This is a genomic window from Rhodoferax lacus (genome assembly GCF_003415675.1).
GTDB lineage: Bacteria > Pseudomonadota > Gammaproteobacteria > Burkholderiales > Burkholderiaceae_C > Allorhodoferax > Allorhodoferax lacus.
The window spans coordinates 1-19530 of record NZ_QFZK01000018.1 but is presented as its reverse complement, the minus strand read 5'-3'; the positions used below and the strand labels follow the sequence as shown (position 1 = coordinate 19530).

The following is a 19530-nucleotide window of genomic DNA, read 5'->3' as shown; positions in this document are numbered from 1 at the left end:
CGTGTAACCCCTAGAGATTGAAACCATGGCATCGACTCCTTCGGCTATAGCAGAAAGCGATCCGGCGCTGAACGACCTCGGGCCACTGGCCTGGGTCCTGGACGAGCTGCGCAAATCACTGGACGGCGCCACCAAAGCCATGCACCGCTTTGTGCGCGATGCCGAACTGGCACGCGGCTCCGAGCTCAGCGAACTCGACACCAGCCACCTGCGCGTGGCACGTCAGCAACTGCATCAGGCCGTGGGCGCCCTGGAAATGGTGGGCATGCCCGCCCCCGCGCGCCTGTTGCACGCCATGGAGTCGGCCGTGCAGAAGTTTGTGCAACGTCCCGAGCTGTGCAGCGACGATGCGGCCATCCGGATTGAGCGCGCCGGCTTCGCCCTGACCGAATACCTGGAAGGTTTGCTCAAGGGCAAACAGGCCTCCAGCGTGGCGCTGTTTCCGCAGTACCGCGCGGTGATGGAGCTAGCCGGGGCCGACCGCATCCACCCGGCCGACCTGTGGCCGCTGGAGTGGCGCTGGAACGCCGTGACCCTGCCTGCCGATGTGCCGCCCCTGGCCTATTCGCCCGAGGTGCGCGCCCGCCTGGACCATTCGGTACTGAAGATCGTCAAGACCGCAGACCCCCACGCTGCGGCCAAGCTGGCACAGACCTGCCTGGGCCTGGCCGCGGGCCATGGCACGCTGGAGGCGCATAGCTTCTGGGCCATTGCAGCGGCCTATTTCCAGGCCGTGGGGCTGGGCCTGTTGCCCGCGGACATCTACACCAAGCGCACCGCCTCGCGCATCCTGCAGCAGTACGCCACCCTGGCCAAGGGCGAGTCCGGCCCCAGCGAACGGCTGGCGCAGGACCTGGTGTTTTTCTGCGCCCAGGCCCAGGCACTGCCGCAGCAACCCGCCGCCGTTCTGGCCGCCGTGCGCCTGGCCTATGGCCTGCAGGACAGCGTTGCCGTGAACTACAGCGCCGAGCAGTTTGGCCGCTTCGATCCGGCCCAGCTGGTGCTGGCGCGCAAGCGCATTGCCGCTGCGGCCGAGACCTGGTCGGCCCTGGCCGGTGGTGACACCAACCGCCTCAAGCAGACCGGCGAGCAGTTCGCTGCCGTTGCCGAATCCATCGTCAAGCTGCACCCGCACAGCAGCGCCCTGGCGCATGCCCTCACCGGTGTTATCGACGCAACCCTGCGCAGCGCAACGGCACCCGCGCCATCCGTGGCCATGGAAGTTGCCACCTCCATTCTGTATCTCGAAGCCGCTTACGAAGACCTGGACCCCACCGATGACCAGATGGCCGAGCGCAGTGCGCGCCTGGCCAAACGCCTGCAGCTGGTGCTGGACGGCGCCGAGCCCGAGCCACTGGAAGCCTGGATGGAAGAGCTGTACCGGCGCGTGAGCGAGCGCCAGACCATGGGCAGCGTGGTGGATGAGTTGCGCGCCTCCCTGGCCGAGGTGGAAAAGTCACTGGACCAGTTCTTCCGCAACCCCACCGACAAGGCGCCCCTGCGCGAAGTGCCCGGGCGCCTGTCGCAAATGCGCGGCGTGTTCTCGGTGCTGGGACTGGACCAACCGGCCCTGGCCTCCTTGCGCATGCGCGCCAGCGTGGATCACCTGCTGGTGGATGAGCTCGACATTGCTGCCGCACGCACCGGCGTCTTTGAGCGCCTGGGCAACAGTCTGGGTGCCCTCGGTCTGCTGATCGACATGCTGAGCTACCAGCGCGCCATGGCCAAGAAGCTCTTTGTGTATGACGAAGAGGCCGGTGAGTTCAAGCCCTTGATGGGGCGCGAGCGCACCCATGCGCCTGCGCTGGAAGAAGCACCTGCACAGAAAGCTGTGCCACAGGAGGCCCCGGCCCCAGCCGCGCCCTCCGTGCCCGAGCTGCAATCGTTGGCAGAGCCCGAAGCGGAAGTTGCAGAAGCAGTTGCTTCCGAATTGAAAGTGGCCGAAGCGGCAGAGGATGAAGAAGACCTGCAGGACATCTTTCTGGAAGAAGCCCGCGAGGTGGTGCTGGCCGGACTGGCCGCCGCACGCGCCCTGGCCATGGACCCCGCCAACCTGGCCGAGCAGACCACCTTGCGCCGGGCCTTCCATACCCTCAAGGGAAGCTCGCGCATGGTCGGGCTCACCGAGTTCGGCGAAGCCGCCTGGGCCTTTGAGCAGATGTTCAATGCCTGGCTGGCCGAGCACAAGCCCGCCAGCGATGCACTGATCTCTCTCTCTACCGTGGGCATGTCGGCGTTTGGCCGCTGGATTGAAGACATTTCCGGCAATGCCGGCGGACTCTGGAGCGCGGCAGGCTTTCGTGCCAGTGCGGACGCCATGCGCCTGCATGGCGAGGCCTTGCCACTGCAGGTACCCGGTGCCGGTGACGAAGTGCCCTCGGCCTTCCCGGTGTTTGATGACTCGGTGCAACCCGAACCGCTCCCGCCCGAGGAAACGGTGCTTGCGCCACACACACCGCATAAACCGCATACACCGGCCCCCGTGGATTTTGCCAATACCCGGTTGACGGATTCCCTGGAGCTGCCCGCGGCGTTTGAAATCCCGGACTTTTCAGCTACCCAAACCGGCTTGGACTTGCAGGACATCGTGCCGGATTCGGATTCCCTGCTGCGCCCGGAGTTTGAATCCACCCAGACCTTTGATCCCAAAGCCCTGCAGCTGTCGGTGCCTGAGCCCGAGCTCGCTGCACCGGAAATTGACCTGGGTGACCTGGACTTCCCAGGTTTGGAACTGGACCCACAATTCCTGGAGGCACCGGCACCCGCTGAAGCCGAAGACGCGCCTGTAGCGCCGCTGGAAGCAGAAGCAGAAGCAGAAGCAGAAGCAGAAGCAGAAGCAGAAGCAGAAGCAGAAGCAGAAGCAGAAGCAGAAGCAGAAGCAGAGCCTGTGCCCGAGCCAGTGCTGGACGCAGTTCCCGACACCGGTGCCGAAGAGCAGGTCAAGGTCATCGGTGATTTGCGCCTGGGCATTCCCCTGTACAACGTCTTTCTCAATGAGGCGGACGAATGGTCGCGCCGCTTGCAGGTGGAGCTCAGCGAATGGGCGATGGAGATTCATCACCCGATTGCAGACTCCACCATCGCGCTGGCGCACTCCCTGGGCGGCATAGCGGCCACCGTCGGCTTCACCGCCCTGGCCGAGGTGGCGCGCACGCTGGAACATGCACTCGAGCACGTCAAGCTGCACGACCAGGGCACGGCCCAGCATGCACAGGTCTTCAATGACGCCGCCGAAGAAATTCGCCGCCTGCTGCACCAGTTCGCCGCTGGCTTCCTCAAGCCCCATGACGCAGCCTTGCTGCAGGCCCTCAAAGACATCATTGCCGCCGAGTTTGCGGCGCCCGTGCTGGTTACCGAGGTACCTCAGGCACTGGCCGTTCCTGCAGCGCATGACAAGCCCGCAGCAGCCGAAGACCATCTGGATACCGACCTGTTCCCCATCTTCCAGGAAGAAGCACAGGAGCTGATGCCGGCCCTGGGCACGGCCCTGCGCCAATGGGTGGCACGCCCGGACAACCTGGGCGCGCGGGCCGAAGCCCTGCGCGTGCTGCACACCCTCAAGGGCAGTGCCCGCCTGGCCGGTGCCATGCGCCTGGGCGAGATGTCACACACCATGGAGTCCGGTGTGGAGGCCCTTGGTATTGAAGACCTCACGACGGAGCAGTTGGAGCCCCTGCTGGGTCAGCTCGACGCCCTGCAGAACACGCTCGATGCGCTGGATCTGGCGCCGCGCCAGGACATCAGCCAGCCCTTGGCAAGCCCGGCCGACACAGCTGACGAAGAAGCAGAAGCAACTCCCGCTGACGCACTGGTGGCCCCGGCCGAAGCGCCGGTGGCCCACGCCCCGCCGGTCAGCCTGGAGCAGGTCATGCGCCATGCACCACGTGGCACCTCCGGGCAGTCCGTGCGGGTACGCACGCAGCTGCTGGACCGCTTGGTCAACCAGGCGGGTGAGGTGATGATCAGCCGCTCCCGGCTGGACGCCCGCGTGCTGCAGATGCGCAGCGGCCTGGGCGATCTGGGTGGCAACCTGGAGCGCTTGCGCCAGCAATTGCGCGACGTGGAAGTGCAGGCCGAATCGCAAATGCAGTCGCGCATGGCGCACACCAAGGAAGATGCGCAGGCGTTTGACCCGCTGGAGTTCGACCGCTTTACCCGCGTGCAGGAGCTCACCCGCATGATGGCCGAGTCGGTCAACGACGTGGCCACCGTGCAGCGCAATCTGCAGCGCGCGCTGGAAGGCGCGGAAGACGACCTCAATGCCCAGGCCCGCCAGGCGCGTGAACTGCAGCGCGACCTGCTGCGCACCCGCATGGTGGAGTTCGACGGCATTGCCGAGCGGCTCTATGGCGTGGTGCGCCAGTCCGCCAAGGAATCAGAAAAAGCGGTCAAGCTCGAAATCGTGGGCGGCAGCATCGAGATGGACCGCGGCGTGCTGGACCGCATGACGCCGGCCTTCGAACATATTTTGCGCAACGCCGTGGCGCACGGCATTGAAAGTGCGGCCGTGCGTGCCGCAGCGGGCAAGCCCGCAGTGGGTGCCATCACCATCACCGTGCACCAGGAAAGCAACGACGTGTCGGTGACCTTCAAGGACGATGGCGGCGGCCTGCACCTGGACAAGATTCGCGCCCGGGCCATTGCCAACCATCTGATTGCGGCCGACGCGGAACTCAGTGACGCAGCCGCGGCCCAGTTGCTGTTCAAGCCGGGCTTTTCCACGGCCACCGAAGTGACCGAACTCTCGGGCCGGGGCATCGGCATGGATGTGGTGCTGACCGAACTCAACGCCCTGGGCGGCGTGGTGGATACCCAAACCAAAACCGGTGTGGGCACCACCTTCCGTCTGGTGCTGCCGCTGACCACAGCCGTCACCCAGGTGGTGATGCTGCGCATGGGTGAGCTCACCTTTGGTGTGCCCTCCAATCTGGTGGAAACCATTTTGCGTGCGCCGCTTGAAGACGTGCAGGCGGCCTACCAGCGCGGTGCCTACGCGCTGTCCGGGCAGGACATTGCGTTCTATTGGGGTGGTGCCCTGTTGCAGGTCTCGGGCCGCAGCGCAGAGCCTGCCGCGCGCATGCTGCCGGTGGCCGTGCTGCGCAGCGCGGGCCAGCGCCTGGCCCTGCACGTGGACGAAGTGCTGGGCAACCGCGAAGTCGTGGTCAAGAACCTGGGGCCGCAACTCGCGCGCCTGCCGGGCCTGGCCGGCATGTCGGTGCTGGCCTCGGGTGCGGTGGTGCTGATCTACAACCCGGTGGCCTTGGCCACGGTGTATGGCGCCTCGGCCCGTGCCCTGATGGAGAGCCACTCGGCCCTTGCGGCCTCCACGGACGCCGCAGGCACTGTGCCCGTGAAGCCCGAGGCAGGCGTAACGCAGGCACCGCTGGTGCTGGTGGTGGATGACTCCATCACCGTACGCCGCGTGACGCAGCGCCTGCTCAAGCGCGAAGGCTTCCGCGTGGCCCTGGCCAACGACGGCCTGCATGCGCTGGAGGTGCTGGCACAGGAGAAACCGGCTGTGGTGCTGTCCGATATCGAGATGCCGCGCATGGACGGCTTTGACCTGGTGCGCAACATCCGCAACGACGACAAACTGCGCGATCTGCCGGTGATCATGATCACCTCGCGCATTGCCCAAAAGCACCGTGACCATGCGCTCGAACTCGGTGTGGACCACTACCTGGGCAAGCCCTATTCGGAAGATGCCTTGCTGGCGCTGATCCGCTCGTACTGCGCAGAGGCGGTGGAAGAGTAGGGGCGCTGCACAGCCGGGCGGTGCCTCACGGGCCGCCAGGCTGCGTTCAAAGCGCTTGCCAGGCCTGCACGTATTTCACCGCCATGTCGGTCACATCGCGGGCCGACTTGCCCGGTGTGTAGAGCTGGCTGCCGATACCAAAGCCGGTGGCGCCGGCGGCTATCCAGGGTGCCATGGTGTCGGGTGCAATGCCGCCCACAGGCCACAGGTCGGTGCCCGCAGGCAGTACCGATTTGAGCGCCTTGAGCCCGCCCACGCCCACCATGTCGCAGGGAAACAGCTTGAGCGCATGCGCACCGGCTTGCAGTGCCGCAAAGGCCTCGGTGGGCGTGACCACACCCGGCACGGCCAGCATGCCCAAGCTCACTGCGCGCGCAATCACCCGCGCGTCGCAGTTGGGCGACACCATCAATCGCCCACCGGCGGCGTGCACCGCGTCCACATGCTCAGGCGTGAGCATGGTGCCGCCGCCCACCAGCACATCGGCTGGCAGCGTGCGGCCGAGAATTTCAATGCACTCCAGTGCGCCGGGCCGGTTGAGCGGCACCTCCAGCGCGCGAAAGCCGCTCTGTACCAGGGCGGCCCCGATCGCCTCGGCGTTGGCAGGGTCGAGCCCGCGCAAGATGGCAACCAGCGGCATGCGCCGGGCTTGGGTCAACAAGGGGTGAACAGCAGTCATGGTTTCTTCCAGGCACTTTGAATATAGGCCAACGCCGCCAGGTAGGCAGCCTGGGCATCCAGCACCTCAAAGCGCAGTTGCAAGGGCTGGGCGGCGGCCAGGTAGTGGCGCGCCAATTCGGACGCGCCCAGAAAGTGGACGGGGCTGGAGCGCAGCGCATCGCCACTGCTGCGCAGCACGTCGTGCAGCTCGGCACCAATCAACAGACCGCTGAGGTACGACCTGGCGCTGCTGGCGGGCATATCCCCGCAGACCACCCGGGCGCGGCAGCCAAAGAGCTGGTGGCTCAGCGTGCTGTGGGCGGCCGACTGCACGCCCTGTGCAAACGCGGCCACATCCCACACCTGCTCGGCCGTGCCGGCCGCGGCGGCCACCGTGCCCTGCCGGCCCAGCATGTCAAAGAGTTCGCCGGTCATGTAGGTGCGCAACTGCACAATGCGCCCGGCCTGCAGCTCCACCCATTTGCTGTGCGTTCCGGGCAGCACAAACCAGCCACTGTGGTGGCCCAGCGCCCAGGCGCCCAGCAGCTGGGTTTCTTCGCCACGCATCACATCGGGCTGGCCCCAGGCGTTGCGCACGCAGTAGCCGGGAACAATCAGCTTCTCGGCATTGCCAGTTGCCTGGCCCGTTGCACTACCGGCGGCTTCGCGCACGCGCACCAGGTGGCGCGGCAAATCGGCCAGCGCCACGCTGCCATCCACATAGGGCACTTCCTGCCAGCCCAGCGCACTGCCCACCATGCCTGAGAGCAGCACCTGCGCGGGCTGCACCTGCATGCTTTGCAGGGCGGAATCCAGAGCCTCTGCAAAGCGGCCCTTGCAGGCCAGCGCGCCTTCGTCATCGGCAAACGTTTGCGTGCACACGCCCTGTGGGTTGAGTGCGTACACACGCCGGTGCGTGGTGCCCCAGTCGATGCCTATAAAAGGTGCTTCAGCGGTTTGCGTCATGGTGCTGCGTTCATTCATGCCGTGGATTATTTCTTTTTGTTGTAGACGTCCACGCACACAGCGGCCAGCAGCACCAGGCCCTTGATGACCTGCTGGTAGTCAATGCCAATGCCCATGATGGACATGCCGTTGTTCATCACGCCCATGATGAAGGCGCCAATGACTGCGCCCAGCACCTTGCCCACGCCGCCCGAAGCAGAGGCGCCACCGATAAAGCAGGCGGCAATCACATCGAGCTCAAAGCCCAGGCCAGCCTTGGGGGTGGCGGTGTTCAGGCGCGCCGCAAAAATCAGCCCGGCCAGGGCCGAGAGCACGCCCATGTTGATGAAGGTGTAGAACGTCAGGCGCTCGGTCTTGATGCCCGAGAGACGCGCGGCCTTCTCGTTGCCGCCCAGCGCGTAGATGCGCCGGCCCAACGTTGTGCGGGACGTCACAAAGTCATACACCAGCATGAGCAGCAGCATGACGATGAGCACATTGGGCAGGCCCTTGTACGAGGCCAGCATGTAGCTGAAGGCCGCAATCATGCTCGCGAACACCAGGTTTTTCACCATGAACAGGAGGGCCGGTTCGCTCTCCATGCCGTGCTTCACACGCTCGGCGCGGCCGCGCACCTTGGTGATGAGCAGCACCAGCGCCATCAGAATGCCCGCCACCAGAGAGGTGATGCGCAGGGCCTCACCATGGAAGGGGTCGGGGATGAAGCCGGTGCTGAGCAGCTGGAAGTCTTCGGGGAAGGGGCCCACGGACGAACCCTCCAGCACGGCCAGGGCCAGGCCCTTGAACACCAGCATGCCGGCCAGCGTGACAATAAAAGACGGGATTTTGTAGAAGGCCACCCAGTAGCCCTGGGCTGCGCCAATCACGCCGCCCAGCACCAGACAGATGATGGTGGCGGGCACAAAGTGCATGCCGTGGTTGACCATCAGCACCGCTGCACAGGCCCCCACAAAGCCGCTGACCGAGCCCACCGACAGATCAATATGGCCGGCCACAATCACCAGAAGCATGCCCAGGGCCATGACGATGATGTAGCTGTTTTGCAGGATCAGGTTGGTAAGGTTCAGTGGCTGGAACAGTGTGCCGTTGGTCTGCACCTGGAAGAAGACCATGATCACCACCAGGGAGATCAACAGGCCATATTCGCGCAGGTTGTTTTTCAGAAAGCTGCCGCCCGTGTTGGCATTGGCAGCGGCCTCTGCGGCCTGGGTTTCAAGGGTGTTGGTTGCCATGGTCAGTTCACTCCTGATGTCACGATGGATCGCATGATTTTTTCCTGGGTGGCCTCAGAGGCCGTGAATTCGGCAACAAACTTGCCTTCGTTGAGTACGCAGATGCGGTCGCACATGCCCAGCAGTTCGGGCATCTCGCTGGAGATCATCAGCACGCATTTGCCCTCGGCGGCCAGCTGCGCAATGATGGTGTAGATCTCGTACTTGGCGCCCACGTCAATGCCGCGCGTGGGCTCATCCAATATCAGCACCTCGGGGTCGGAGAACAGCCATTTGCTCAACACCACTTTTTGCTGGTTGCCACCCGACAGGTTCACCGTGCGGGCAAACACATCGGGGGAGCGGATGTTGAGCTTTTTGCGGTAGTCCTCGGCCACCTTGAACTCGCGGCCCTCGTCAATCACGCTGTGGCTGGAGACGGCAGCCAGGTTGGCCAGCGTGGTGTTCCAGGCAATGGTTTCGTCCAGCACCAGGCCGTAGCCCTTGCGGTCTTCGGTGACGTAGGCAATGCGGTTGGCAATGGCTTTTTGCACGGTGCTGGTGTCCACCTTTTTGCCATGCAGGAACACCTCGCCGCTGATGCCCTTGCCATAGGTCTTGCCAAAAATGCTCATGGCCAGTTCGGTGCGGCCTGCGCCCATGAGGCCGGCAATGCCGACGATCTCGCCACGGTTCACATGCAGGTCCACGTTCTTGATGACCACGCGCTCCGGGTGCACCTCGTGGTGCACCTTCCAATTTTTGACTTCAAAGACCTTGTCGCCAATATTCGGTGTGCGCTTCGGATACCGGTCCGCCATCTCACGGCCCACCATGTGGCGGATCACCGTGTCTTCGCTGATCTTGCCGGCACGGCAATCCAAGGAGGCCACAGTGGCACCATCGCGCAGCACGGTGATGCTGTCGGCCACCTTGGAAATCTCGTTGAGCTTGTGCGAGATCAGGATGCAGGTGATGCCCTGGCGCTTCAATTCCAGCAGCAGCTCCAGGAGGGCGTCGCTGTCGGTCTCGTTCAGGCTGGCGGTGGGCTCGTCCAGGATCAGCAGCTTGACTTCCTTGGACAGGGCCTTGGCAATTTCAATCAGCTGCTGCTTGCCCACACCCAGGTTGGTGATGAGCGCGCTGGGTGATTCCTTCAGGCCCACTTTTTTCAGCAGCGCCTGTGTCTTCACAAACGAGGTGGTCCAGTTGATCACACCGGCTGTGGCCTGCTCGTTGCCCAGAAAGATGTTCTCGGCAATCGAGAGCAGCGGCACGAGTGCCAGCTCCTGGTGGATGATGATGATGCCCTTGTGCTCGCTGTCGGCAATGCCCTTGAAGTGGCAGTCCTGGCCCTGGAAGCGGATCTGGCCTTCGAAGTCGCCATGCGGGTAGACGCCCGAGAGCACCTTCATCAGCGTGGACTTGCCAGCGCCGTTTTCGCCCACGATGGCGTGGATCTCGCCGGGCTGCACCGTCAGGTTCACGTTGCTTAAAGCGCGCACGCCGTGGAACGATTTTTTGATGCCACGCATTTCAAGAATGGGGTCTGTCATGTGTGCCTTGCCTGCTGTATGCGTTGAATGAAAAAGGCCCTGTGCAGCGGTGCACAGGGCCTTTCACGAAAAGCCCGCTACCGAATTACTTCAGCTGCTCTTCCTTGATGTAGCCGCTGCCAACCAGCACGGCCTTGTAGTTGGAGAGGTCCACAGGCACCGGCTTGAGCAGGTAAGAGGGCACGACCTTGACCTTGTTGTTGTAGGTCTTGGTATCGTTGATCTCGGGCGCCTTGCCGGAGAGCACTGCGTCCACCAGGTTGGCCGTAACCTTGGCCAGCTCACGCGTGTCCTTGAAGATGGTGGAGTACTGTTCCTTGCGGATGATGGACTTCACTGAAGGCACTTCGGCATCCTGGCCGGAAACAAAGGGGTAAGGCTGCGAAGCCGAGCCGTAGCCCACGCCCTTCAGCGAGGACAGAATGCCGATGCTCAGGCCGTCGTAGGGGGACAGGACCGCGTCCACGCGCTTGTTGCCATAGAAGGCGCTCAGCAGGTTGTCCATGCGGGCCTGGGCCACAGCGCCATCCCAGCGCAGGGTCGAGACCTTGTTCATGCCGACCTGTTTGCTCTGCACCACCAGCTTGCCCTTGTCGATGTAGGGCTGCAGCACGGACATGGCGCCGTCGTAGAAGAAGAAGGCGTTGTTGTCATCGGCCGAACCACCGAACAGCTCGATGTTGAACGGGCCCTTGCCTTCTTTGAGGCCCAGTGCTTTTTCCAGCGACTGGGCTTGCAGCACGCCGACCTGGAAGTTGTCGAAGGTGGTGTAGTAGTCCACGTTCTTGCTGCCCACGATCAGGCGGTCATAGGCCACGACCTTGATGCCCTTGTCGGCGGCTTTTTGCAGCGCGTTGGAGAGGGTGGTGCCGTCGATGGAGGCAATCACCAGAACCTTCACACCCTTGGTGATCATGTTCTCGATCTGGGCCAGCTGGTTGGGGATGTCATCGTCTGCGTACTGCAGGTCGGTCTTGTAGCCCTTGGCAGCCAGGGCTGCGACCATGCTGTTGCCATCGCTCACCCAGCGGGTAGACGTCTTGGTGGGCATGGCCACGCCGACGGTGCCCTTGTCCTGTGCCTGCGCCACGGGGGCTGCGAGCGAGAAGCCGAGTGCCAGACCGGCGGCCAGTGCCTTGAGGGTGTATCTGCGTGCGTTCATTCTTGTCTCCTGTATGTGGTGGGATGCTCTTTGGCCTGTGGTCAAAGATGCTGGATCATATGAACACCATCGATAATCTTCCAATTGAGATTAGGGCACTTTAGATAGCAATTCGTGGATTGGTGGTTACCCTTGGGTCGCGGCCCAGACCACTCACAAGGGCGTGCTGTCCAGCAGACCGCGCGCAGCCAGGTTGTTGAACAGGGCGCGCAGGCCAAACTGCCAGGGCGCAGCAGTCTCGCTGTGGCTGACCCGGTTGCACAAAGCGCCCAGGTGCTGGCTGCTGATGCGCACCGTGTCGCCCAGGTGGTGGGTGAAGCCCGCACCCTTCTGGCCACGGTCCTGCGTGGGCGCAAACAGCGTGCCCAGGAACAGCATGAAACCATCCGGGTACTGGTGCGCGCCCATGACCTGCTGCACCAGCTCCAGCGGATCGCGGCTGATCTGGTCCATGGAGTTCACGCCATCCATCACAAAGCCGTCTTCCCCGGTCACCCGCAGGTGCACGACCTCGCGCCGCACATGGTCCAAGGTAAAGCTGGCATCAAACAGGCGGATGAAGGGGCCTATGGCGCAGGAGGCATTGTTGTCCTTGGCTTTGCCCAGCAGCAGGGCGCTGCGGCCCTCGATGTCGCGCAGGTTGACGTCATTGCCCAGGGCCGCGCCCTGGATCACGCCGCGGCTGTTCACAGCCAGCACCACCTCGGGCTCGGGGTTGTTCCAGTGCGAGTCGGCGCGTATGCCCACATCACTTCCGGTGCCCACCGAGGACAGCACCGGCGCCTTGGTAAACACCTCGGCATCTTTGCCTATGCCCACCTCCAGGTATTGCGACCAGATGCCCTGGGCCTGCAGCGCCGCCTTGAGTTGCATCGCCTGCTCCGAGCCGGGCTTGATGCTCGAGAGGTCCGTGCCGATTTGCGCCAACACCTGCGCACGCAAGGCCTGGGCGCGGCTGGCGTCGCCACCGGCCTTTTCCTCGATCACGCGCTCCACCATGCTGGTGGCAAAGGTGACACCGGCAGCCTTGACCACCTGCAGGTCGCAGGGCGAGAGGAAGAAGGGTTTGCGTTCGTCGCGCCCGGCCTCGGTGCTGTTGGCCAGCACCTCTTCCAGAGAACCCACCCGCACGCCTGCGTAGCCCTGCACCAGGCTGGCAGGCTGCGCGGCCTCCAGCAGGGTGCTCATAGTGGGCACGTGACGCGAGAGGTCGTAGATGCCATCGGCGCGGACCACCGCCACCGAGGGTCCGCCCGGGCCTGCGGGGTTCCAGATGCGGGTGACCAGGGTGCCTGTGGTCAGGTCGTGGGGCAGAAAGGCGTGTGTGTGCATGCGGCCATGATACGAAGGCGATTGATAATGTTCTAATCGTTTATCGACCCTCTTCCATACCGAAACAGGGATCAGTCCAACATCCATGACCAACTACAACCACTGGTTTATCCGCGCCCGTCTCAAGACCCGGCAACTGCTGTTGCTGGTGGCGCTGGCAGAGGAGGGCAACATCCACCGCGCCTCCCAGGTGCTCAACATGAGCCAGCCCGCGGCCAGCAAGTTGCTCAAGGACCTGGAAGATGTGCTGGAGGTGCCGCTGTTCGAGCGCCTGCCGCGCGGCATGCGCCCCACCTGGTATGGCGAGACCATGATCCGCCACGCGCGTGTGGCACTGGCCTCGCTCAACCAGGCGCACGATGAACTGCAGGCCGCCAAGGCCGGCCAGTTTGGCCAGGTGAGCATAGGCGCCATTACCTCGCCTGCACTGGTGGTGCTGCCCGAGGCGGTGAAGCTGGTCAAGGCCAACCACCCGGACCTGCGCGTGTCGCTGCAGATCGAGACCAGCGACGTGCTGATCGAAAAGCTCAACCAGAACAAGCTCGACATCCTGGTGGCGCGCCTGTTTGCGCAGCACGACAAGAGCGACCTGCGCTACGAAGTGCTGACCGAAGAGCCCATCAGCGTGGTGGCGCGACCCGGCCACCCGATGCTGGAATCAAAAAACCTGAACCTGAAAGACATGGCCGATGCGGGCTGGATCGTGCCGCCTGCGGGCAGTGTGCTGCGGCACCGCTTTGAGCTGATGTTCCAGGAACTGGGCCTGCGCGCGCCGGTGAACCTGATCGAGACCGGCGCCCTGCTGTTCACCACCAAGATGCTGCAGGAAAGCGACATGCTCAGTGTGCTGGCCACCGACGTGGCGCGCTACTACGCCTCACACGGCCTGCTGTCCATCCTGCCCATAGACCTGCCCTGCCAGATGGAGGCCTTCGGCATCATCACCCGGCGCGACCGGCTGCTGTCACCCGCAGCCGAGGTGATGCTGCGCGCCATACGCGTGGCAGCGCAGACGGTGTATGGGCTGGCGCCTGCCGAGGTGCTGCCGGGCGCGTGAACTATTCCTGGGCCGGCAATTTGCCCAGGGCCAATGACATCATGTGCGCGTTGATGCCGTGGCCCATGCCGGGTTCAATGTCCAGCGAAACGCTGGCGCCCAATGCCTGCAGTTGCTTGGCTGCATTGCGGCTCTGGTCCACGGAAATCACGGCATCAGCGTCGCCATGGATCAGGTGAATCGCCGTGCCCACGGGCGCGACGTGGGGAGCACCTGCAAAACGGCCCGAGAAGGCAATCACGTGGCCAGCCAGTGCAGGTGCCTTCTGGGTGGATTCCAGGGACATGATGGAGCCCTGGGAAAAGCCAATCAGCGTGGTCTTGTCAGCCGACACGCCTGAGGTTTGCTGCAGTTGCGCGATGAGCGCCTGAAACGCTGGCATGACGGCCGCAATGCGTGCAGGCCTGCTCTCTTCGGTAATGCCAGCCACAGAGAACCACTGGCGGCCTTGTCCAAAGTCCGATGGCTGCAGGCCTTCGAGGCTTACCACCATTGCCTCAGGGAACCTGGCTGCAAATTGTTGGCCCACAGGCACCAGGTCCTGCGCGTTCGAGCCCACGCCGTGGAATAACAAAATGAGTTGCCGGGCTGCGCCGGCTGGCTTCTGGATGACGATGGATGCGGGCATGGTGCGCTTTGAAAGGGGAGGAGTTGCGGGCATGGTATGCGACAGGGGCTGGGAAGGTCTGCACCCCAATTCACGACGTCGTTTCATTTGTTTGAACAGCTGGGGATGGATCCGCCGCTTGTGTCAAAAAACCGCGTGGTCGCCACGCTCATTGTGGGCAGTTCCGCTCAGCAGATCGCGGTAGTGGTCAGCCAAGGTGCGCGTGCCATGGGACGGCGTTGCCGCCGCGTCATAGCGGCCCTGGTCCGCATCCCACACCAGCATCGACTCGGTGGCGTAGTAGCGGCCAATGCGCGCCAGCTCTGCCTTGGCTGCAAGCGCGGGCACCACACGCCCCAGCCAGCCCAGTACGGTGATGATGGTGTCCAACAAAGCCACCGGCACCTGCTTGAAGCGTGGTGGCTGGCCCAGCAATGCAAACAGCAGTTCACCCTGTTGCCGCGGTGTGATGGCCGGGCCCGGGCCGCCCACGGGCAGGACGCGGTTGTGGCGGCTCTGGTCGTTCAGACAGCCAGCCATAAAGTCGCCCAGGTCGTCGTCGCTGATGGGCTTGCAGGCGGTCAGCGTGCCATCGCCAAACACCAGAAAGGCCTTGCCTTTTTTCACCCGCTCCACTTGGCCGGAGAGAGACTTGAAATAGGCCGTGGGCCGCACGATGGAGTAGGTCAGGCCAGATGCCATCAGCTCGCGCTCGAAGGCCAGCTTGGCGTGCTGAAAGGCCAGACGCGGCTTTTGCACGCAGATGGCGGACAGCAACACCATGTGGGTCACACCCGCCTGCCGGGCTGCCTGCAGGGCATGCACATGGGCCTGGTAGTCAATGGCCATGGCGTCCTGCGGCGCGCCGGTGCGCGATGCCATGCAGGACACCAGCCCATCAAAGTGCTCGCCACAAAAGCCCTCGCGCGCCAAGGACTGCGGGTCCGTGACGTTGCCAACTCGCACCTCGGCACCCGGGAACAGCCGGGCACAGTCCTCAGCGCCCAGCTTGCCGCCCACACCGGATGTGGGGCGCACAAAACACACCACGTGGTGTCCCTGCCGCACCAACGCACGCACCGTGGCCTGCCCGATGGTGCCGGTGGCACCTATGACAAAGACGCGGCGTGCGGTCATGCGTTCCCCCTGTTTTTCGACACATTGTTTGCGAAAACACATTGTCCATCGTAAAAAAATTGCCCGTCCTTAGCCTGAGAAGTACTCGATTGCGCATTGAGTAATTTCCTCAAACTCAACTAAAGATTCCTATGAAAGTCACACACAGTACTATTTTTACGGCCGCTTCCATTTGCTTGCCCGCGCTGCTTCTCGCAGCTTGTGGCGGAGGCGGCAGCAGCAATTCCAATACAACCCCACCCAGCGCATCCAACACGTTTGCTGCGATGCAGGGGACCTATGCCAATGGCTGCTCCGACAGTCCAAATAGCAGCGGCTTGGAAAGCTACACCTTGCAGATCAGCAACCCGAAAGGCAGCACGAACGCTGATTTTTCCTTCAACGCCAAGAGCTATACATCGGCAGGATGCATCGACGCAAATAAAAAAGCTGATGTGACACTCACTGGTACTTTGACGGCTACCACCACGACCAAGGTCATCACGGCGCAAGCCGCCGCAGACAGCGAATTCAAGGGTGGCGTTAATAAAAGTGGTACCGCCAATATTGCAGATGTTGGCATCAGCGGGACCACTCTCTCCAAGTGGAGCGGAAGTTTTCCATTCAACGTAACGACTACCAGGGTTGGCTACCTCATGGAAGGCAGCAAGCTCTATTTGCTCGTCAATCCGGGTGGCCAAATGGATAGCATAGGTGGCTATTTTTCAAAGATCCAACTGACCAAACAATAAGCCCTTGCAGACCCCGGGGGACCCTCGCGGCGCCATGCATGGCACAGGCCGCAGTCCCCCGTCATTTCGCGTCAGACCTCCCCTTTAGTTCCACCCCGCATCCACCTTGAACTCCTGCGCCGTGCACATGGCGCCGTCATCGGAGGCCAGGAACAGCGCCATGCGCGCCACGTCGGATGGTTGCAGTTTGTCGGGCAGGCACTGGTTGCGCTTGATCTCCTTCTCCCCTTCATCGTTGAGCCACATCTTGATCTGGCGCTCGGTCATCACCCAGCCCGGCGAGATGGTGTTCACGCGGATGCGGTCCTGCCCCAGGCTGCCGGCCAGACCGCGGGTGAGGCCGTTGACGGCCGACTTGGCGATGGCGTAGCAGGGGTAGGTGCTGCCCTTGGTCTGCCAGCCGGTCGACCCGAAGTTGATGATGGATCCTCCCCCCAGGCGCTTCATGCCGGGAGCGATGGCCTGGATGGCGAAGAAGGCCGGGCGCTGGTTCACCGCCATGCGCTCTTCCCAGTATTCGGGCGTGACCGATTCCAGCGTGTGGCGGTCATCGCGCGCCACGTTGTTGATCAGGGTGGAGAAGTCACCCAGGGCGGCCGAAGCATCGGCCACAGCCTTTTGCAGCGCGGCCACATCACGCACATCGCACTGGCAGAACCAGGGCTTCACATGGCCGGCGGCGGCAATTTTTTCCACCAGGGCCAGGCTCTCGGCCTCGGCAAAATCGACAAAGGCGACTTGGGCGCCCTGCTCGGCAAAGGCTTCGACCATGGCCGCGCCGATACCGGTGCCGCCACCGGTGATGAAAACGCGCTGGCCTTGCAGGCTGGGGTAGCGGGCGAGCTTGGTGGAGAGGGGGGGGAGAGAGGGCATGCGGATTCCTGATCTATTGCAATTTGTATATATCAAACACTGATAACTTGATTTTCCTTTATCAATGTGCCTTGCTAGGATGCCTGTTGTCAAGAGGTTCAGCGCCAGCCGCTCTGCAAAAAACACATACGAGGACGACACCATGGATTCCAAGAAATACCCCTTCCGCCGCAGCCAGGCCTGGTTTGGCCGCAACGACAAGGACGGCTTTGTGCACCGCAGCTGGATCAAGAACCAGGGCTACCCCCACGACGAGCTCGATGGCCGCCCGGTCATCGGCATTTGCAACACCTGGAGCGAGCTCACCCCCTGCAATGGCCACTTCCGGGAACTGGCCGAGTTCGTCAAACGTGGCGTGTACGAAGCCGGTGGCTTCCCGCTGGAATTCCCCGTGATGTCCCTGGGCGAGACGCAGCTGCGCCCCACCGCCATGCTGTTTCGCAACCTGGCCAGCATGGACGTGGAAGAGAGCATCCGCGGCAACCCGATTGACGGCGTGGTGCTGCTCATGGGCTGCGACAAGACCACGCCCTCGCTGTTGATGGGCGCGGCCAGCTGCGACCTGCCCACCATCGGCATCTCTGGCGGCCCCATGCTCAACGGTAAGTTCCGCGGCAAGGACATTGGCTCGGGCACGGGCGTGTGGCAGATGTCGGAGATGGTGCGCGCTGGTGAGATGACGCAAGCCGACTTCACCGCCGCCGAGTCCGACATGCACCGCTCCAAGGGCAACTGCATGACCATGGGCACGGCCAGCACCATGGCCAGCATGGTCGAAGCCCTGGGCATGAGCCTGCCGGAAAATGCTGCCATCCCCGCCGCCGACACGCGCAGAAACCGCCTGGCGCAAATGAGCGGCCGGCGCATTGTGGAGATGGTGGAGCAGGACATGAAGATGTCCAAGATCCTGACCCGCGAAGCCTTTGAGAACGCCATCCGCACCAATGCCGCCATTGGCGGCTCCACCAACGCAGTGATCCACCTGATCGCCATTGCCGGACGCATGGGCATCAAGCTGAACCTGGAAGACTGGGACACGCTGGGCGCGCAGGTGCCTTGCCTCTTGAACCTGCAGCCTTCCGGCAAATACCTGATGGAAGATTTCTACTACGCCGGTGGCCTGCCCGCGGTGATGCGCGAGATCCAGAACCTGCTGCACACCGAAGCCCTCACCGCCAACGGCAAGACGATTGGCGAAAACATTGCCAGCGCGCCTTGCTACAACCGCGAGGTCATCAAGACGCCGGACGAACCCTTCATGAAGGACGCCGGCATTGCCGTGCTGCGCGGCAACCTGGCGCCCAATGGCGCGGTGATCAAACCGTCTGCCGCCTCGGCCCACTTGATGCAGCACCGCGGCCGCGCCGTGGTGTTCGAGAACATCGAAGACCTGCATGCGCGCATCGACAGCGACGACCTGGATGTGGATGAGAACTGCGTCATGGTGCTGAAGAATTGCGGTCCGCGCGGCTACCCCGGCATGGCCGAGGTGGGCAATATGCCGCTGCCACCCAAGGTGCTGAAAAAAGGCATTACCGACATGGTGCGCATCAGCGACGGCCGCATGAGCGGCACCGCCTACGGCACCGTGGTGCTGCACACCTCGCCCGAAGCGGCCGCCGGTGGCCCGCTGGCCCTGGTGCAGAACGGCGACATGATTGAACTCGACGTGGCAGGCCGGCGCATCCACCTGGAGGTGAGTGACGAAGTGCTGGCCGAGCGCCGCAAGCTGTGGGTGGCGCCCGAGGCGCCCAAGCGCGGCTACCAGAAGCTGTATGTGGAAACCGTGCAGCAGGCGCACCTGGGTGCCGACCTGGACTTTCTGGTGGGCGGCAGTGGTGCCGGCATTCCGCGCGATTCACATTGAAACCTTTTCACTCCGCCCGTCGCCACCATGCATAGCCTGTCCAAGCCCCGTTACCGCGGCGTATTTCCCGTGGTGCCCACCACCTTCACGCCCAGCGGCGAACTCGATCTGGACAGCCAGCTGCGCTGTGTGGATTTCATGATTGACGCGGGCTCCACGGGCCTGTGCATTTTGGCCAACTTTTCCGAGCAGTTTGTGCTCTCGGACGAAGAGCGCGAGGTGTTGACACAGGCCATCCTGAAGCACGTGAACGGCCGCGTGTCGGTGATCGTCACCACCACGCATTTCGGCACCGGGGTCTGTGCCCAGCGCAGTGTGCGCGCCCAGGAGGCCGGTGCGGCCATGGTGATGGTGATGCCGCCCTACCACGGTGCCACCATCCGCGTGAGTGAAGAAAAAATCTACGAGTTTTACGCCCGCCTGTCGGATGCCATCCACATCCCCATCATGATCCAGGATGCACCGGTCAGCGGCACGCCGCTGTCGGCCGCCTTCCTGGCGCGCATGGCCAAGGAAATCGAGAACGTCTGCTACTTCAAGATCGAAACCGCAGGGGCGGCCTCCAAGCTGCGCGAGCTGATCCGCCTGGGCGGCGAAGCCATCGAAGGGCCGTGGG

Annotated in this window: 14 protein-coding genes; 5 read left to right on the top strand and 9 right to left on the bottom strand. The window is 63.3% G+C overall.

Features of this window, described 5'->3' with window-relative positions; genetic code table 11:
- The first annotated feature begins 25 nt into the window (after positions 1-25).
- Positions 26-5755, top strand: a complete 5730-nt coding sequence (locus DIC66_RS18895) for a hybrid sensor histidine kinase/response regulator (RefSeq protein ID WP_117179738.1) — start codon at positions 26-28, stop codon at positions 5753-5755.
- A 46-nt stretch (positions 5756-5801) separates the two neighbouring features.
- On the opposite strand, the gene DIC66_RS18890 is transcribed toward DIC66_RS18895, so the two are convergent.
- The 6 genes from DIC66_RS18890 to DIC66_RS18865 form a co-directional block, all read right to left on the bottom strand.
- Positions 5802-6434 (bottom strand): 2-dehydro-3-deoxy-6-phosphogalactonate aldolase, encoded by a 633-nt coding sequence (locus DIC66_RS18890; protein ID WP_117179737.1) that lies wholly within the window; start codon positions 6432-6434, stop codon positions 5802-5804.
- Positions 6431-7399, bottom strand: coding sequence for a 2-dehydro-3-deoxygalactonokinase (locus tag DIC66_RS18885; RefSeq protein ID WP_117179736.1), 969 nt, complete (start codon positions 7397-7399; stop codon positions 6431-6433). Before DIC66_RS18885 ends, DIC66_RS18890 begins: the two co-directional genes overlap by 4 nt.
- Before the next feature lie 8 nt (positions 7400-7407).
- Positions 7408-8613 carry a multiple monosaccharide ABC transporter permease gene (gene mmsB / locus DIC66_RS18880; RefSeq protein WP_117179735.1) on the bottom strand — a complete coding sequence of 402 codons (1206 nt, stop codon included), beginning with the start codon at positions 8611-8613 and terminating at the stop codon, positions 7408-7410.
- 2 nt (positions 8614-8615) lie between these two features.
- The gene (gene mmsA / locus DIC66_RS18875; RefSeq protein WP_117179734.1) at positions 8616-10148 is read right to left on the bottom strand and encodes a multiple monosaccharide ABC transporter ATP-binding protein; all 1533 of its coding nucleotides are present in this window, start codon (positions 10146-10148) and stop codon (positions 8616-8618) included.
- Between the two features lie 85 nt (positions 10149-10233).
- A complete protein-coding gene (chvE, locus tag DIC66_RS18870; protein ID WP_117179733.1) occupies positions 10234-11310 on the bottom strand; it encodes a multiple monosaccharide ABC transporter substrate-binding protein in 1077 nt (358 codons plus the stop codon).
- Between the two features lie 153 nt (positions 11311-11463).
- Complete coding sequence (locus tag DIC66_RS18865) at positions 11464-12642, bottom strand: fumarylacetoacetate hydrolase family protein (protein WP_117179732.1); 1179 nt, start codon at positions 12640-12642, stop codon at positions 11464-11466.
- A gap of 85 nt (positions 12643-12727) precedes the next feature.
- Between DIC66_RS18865 and DIC66_RS18860 the strand changes: the two genes are divergently transcribed.
- Entirely contained in the window at positions 12728-13699 is a 972-nt protein-coding gene (locus DIC66_RS18860; RefSeq protein ID WP_117179731.1) for a LysR family transcriptional regulator, read from the top strand.
- Between the two features lies 1 nt (position 13700).
- Here the strand turns inward: DIC66_RS18860 and ypfH are convergent, their stop codons facing one another.
- Positions 13701-14327 carry an esterase gene (gene ypfH, locus DIC66_RS18855; RefSeq protein WP_117179730.1) on the bottom strand — a complete coding sequence of 209 codons (627 nt, stop codon included), beginning with the start codon at positions 14325-14327 and terminating at the stop codon, positions 13701-13703.
- 123 nt (positions 14328-14450) lie between these two features.
- Positions 14451-15443 (bottom strand): NAD(P)H-binding protein, encoded by a 993-nt coding sequence (locus tag DIC66_RS18850; RefSeq protein ID WP_117179729.1) that lies wholly within the window; start codon positions 15441-15443, stop codon positions 14451-14453.
- Positions 15444-15574: 131 nt separating this feature from the next.
- On the opposite strand from DIC66_RS18850, the gene DIC66_RS18845 reads away from it, so the two are divergent.
- The gene (locus DIC66_RS18845; RefSeq protein WP_147321355.1) at positions 15575-16174 is read left to right on the top strand and encodes a hypothetical protein; all 600 of its coding nucleotides are present in this window, start codon (positions 15575-15577) and stop codon (positions 16172-16174) included.
- A gap of 84 nt (positions 16175-16258) precedes the next feature.
- Here the strand turns inward: DIC66_RS18845 and DIC66_RS18840 are convergent, their stop codons facing one another.
- On the bottom strand, positions 16259-17047 hold the full coding sequence (locus DIC66_RS18840) for an SDR family NAD(P)-dependent oxidoreductase (RefSeq protein ID WP_117179727.1): 789 nt from the start codon (positions 17045-17047) through the stop codon (positions 16259-16261).
- A gap of 142 nt (positions 17048-17189) precedes the next feature.
- Here DIC66_RS18840 and DIC66_RS18835 point away from each other — a divergent pair, with 142 nt between their 5' ends.
- Positions 17190-18914, top strand: coding sequence for an IlvD/Edd family dehydratase (locus tag DIC66_RS18835; RefSeq protein ID WP_117179784.1), 1725 nt, complete (start codon positions 17190-17192; stop codon positions 18912-18914).
- 27 nt (positions 18915-18941) lie between these two features.
- Positions 18942-19530, top strand: a 589-nt coding sequence (locus DIC66_RS18830) for a dihydrodipicolinate synthase family protein (protein WP_147321354.1), incomplete at its 3' end; no start/stop codon positions are given.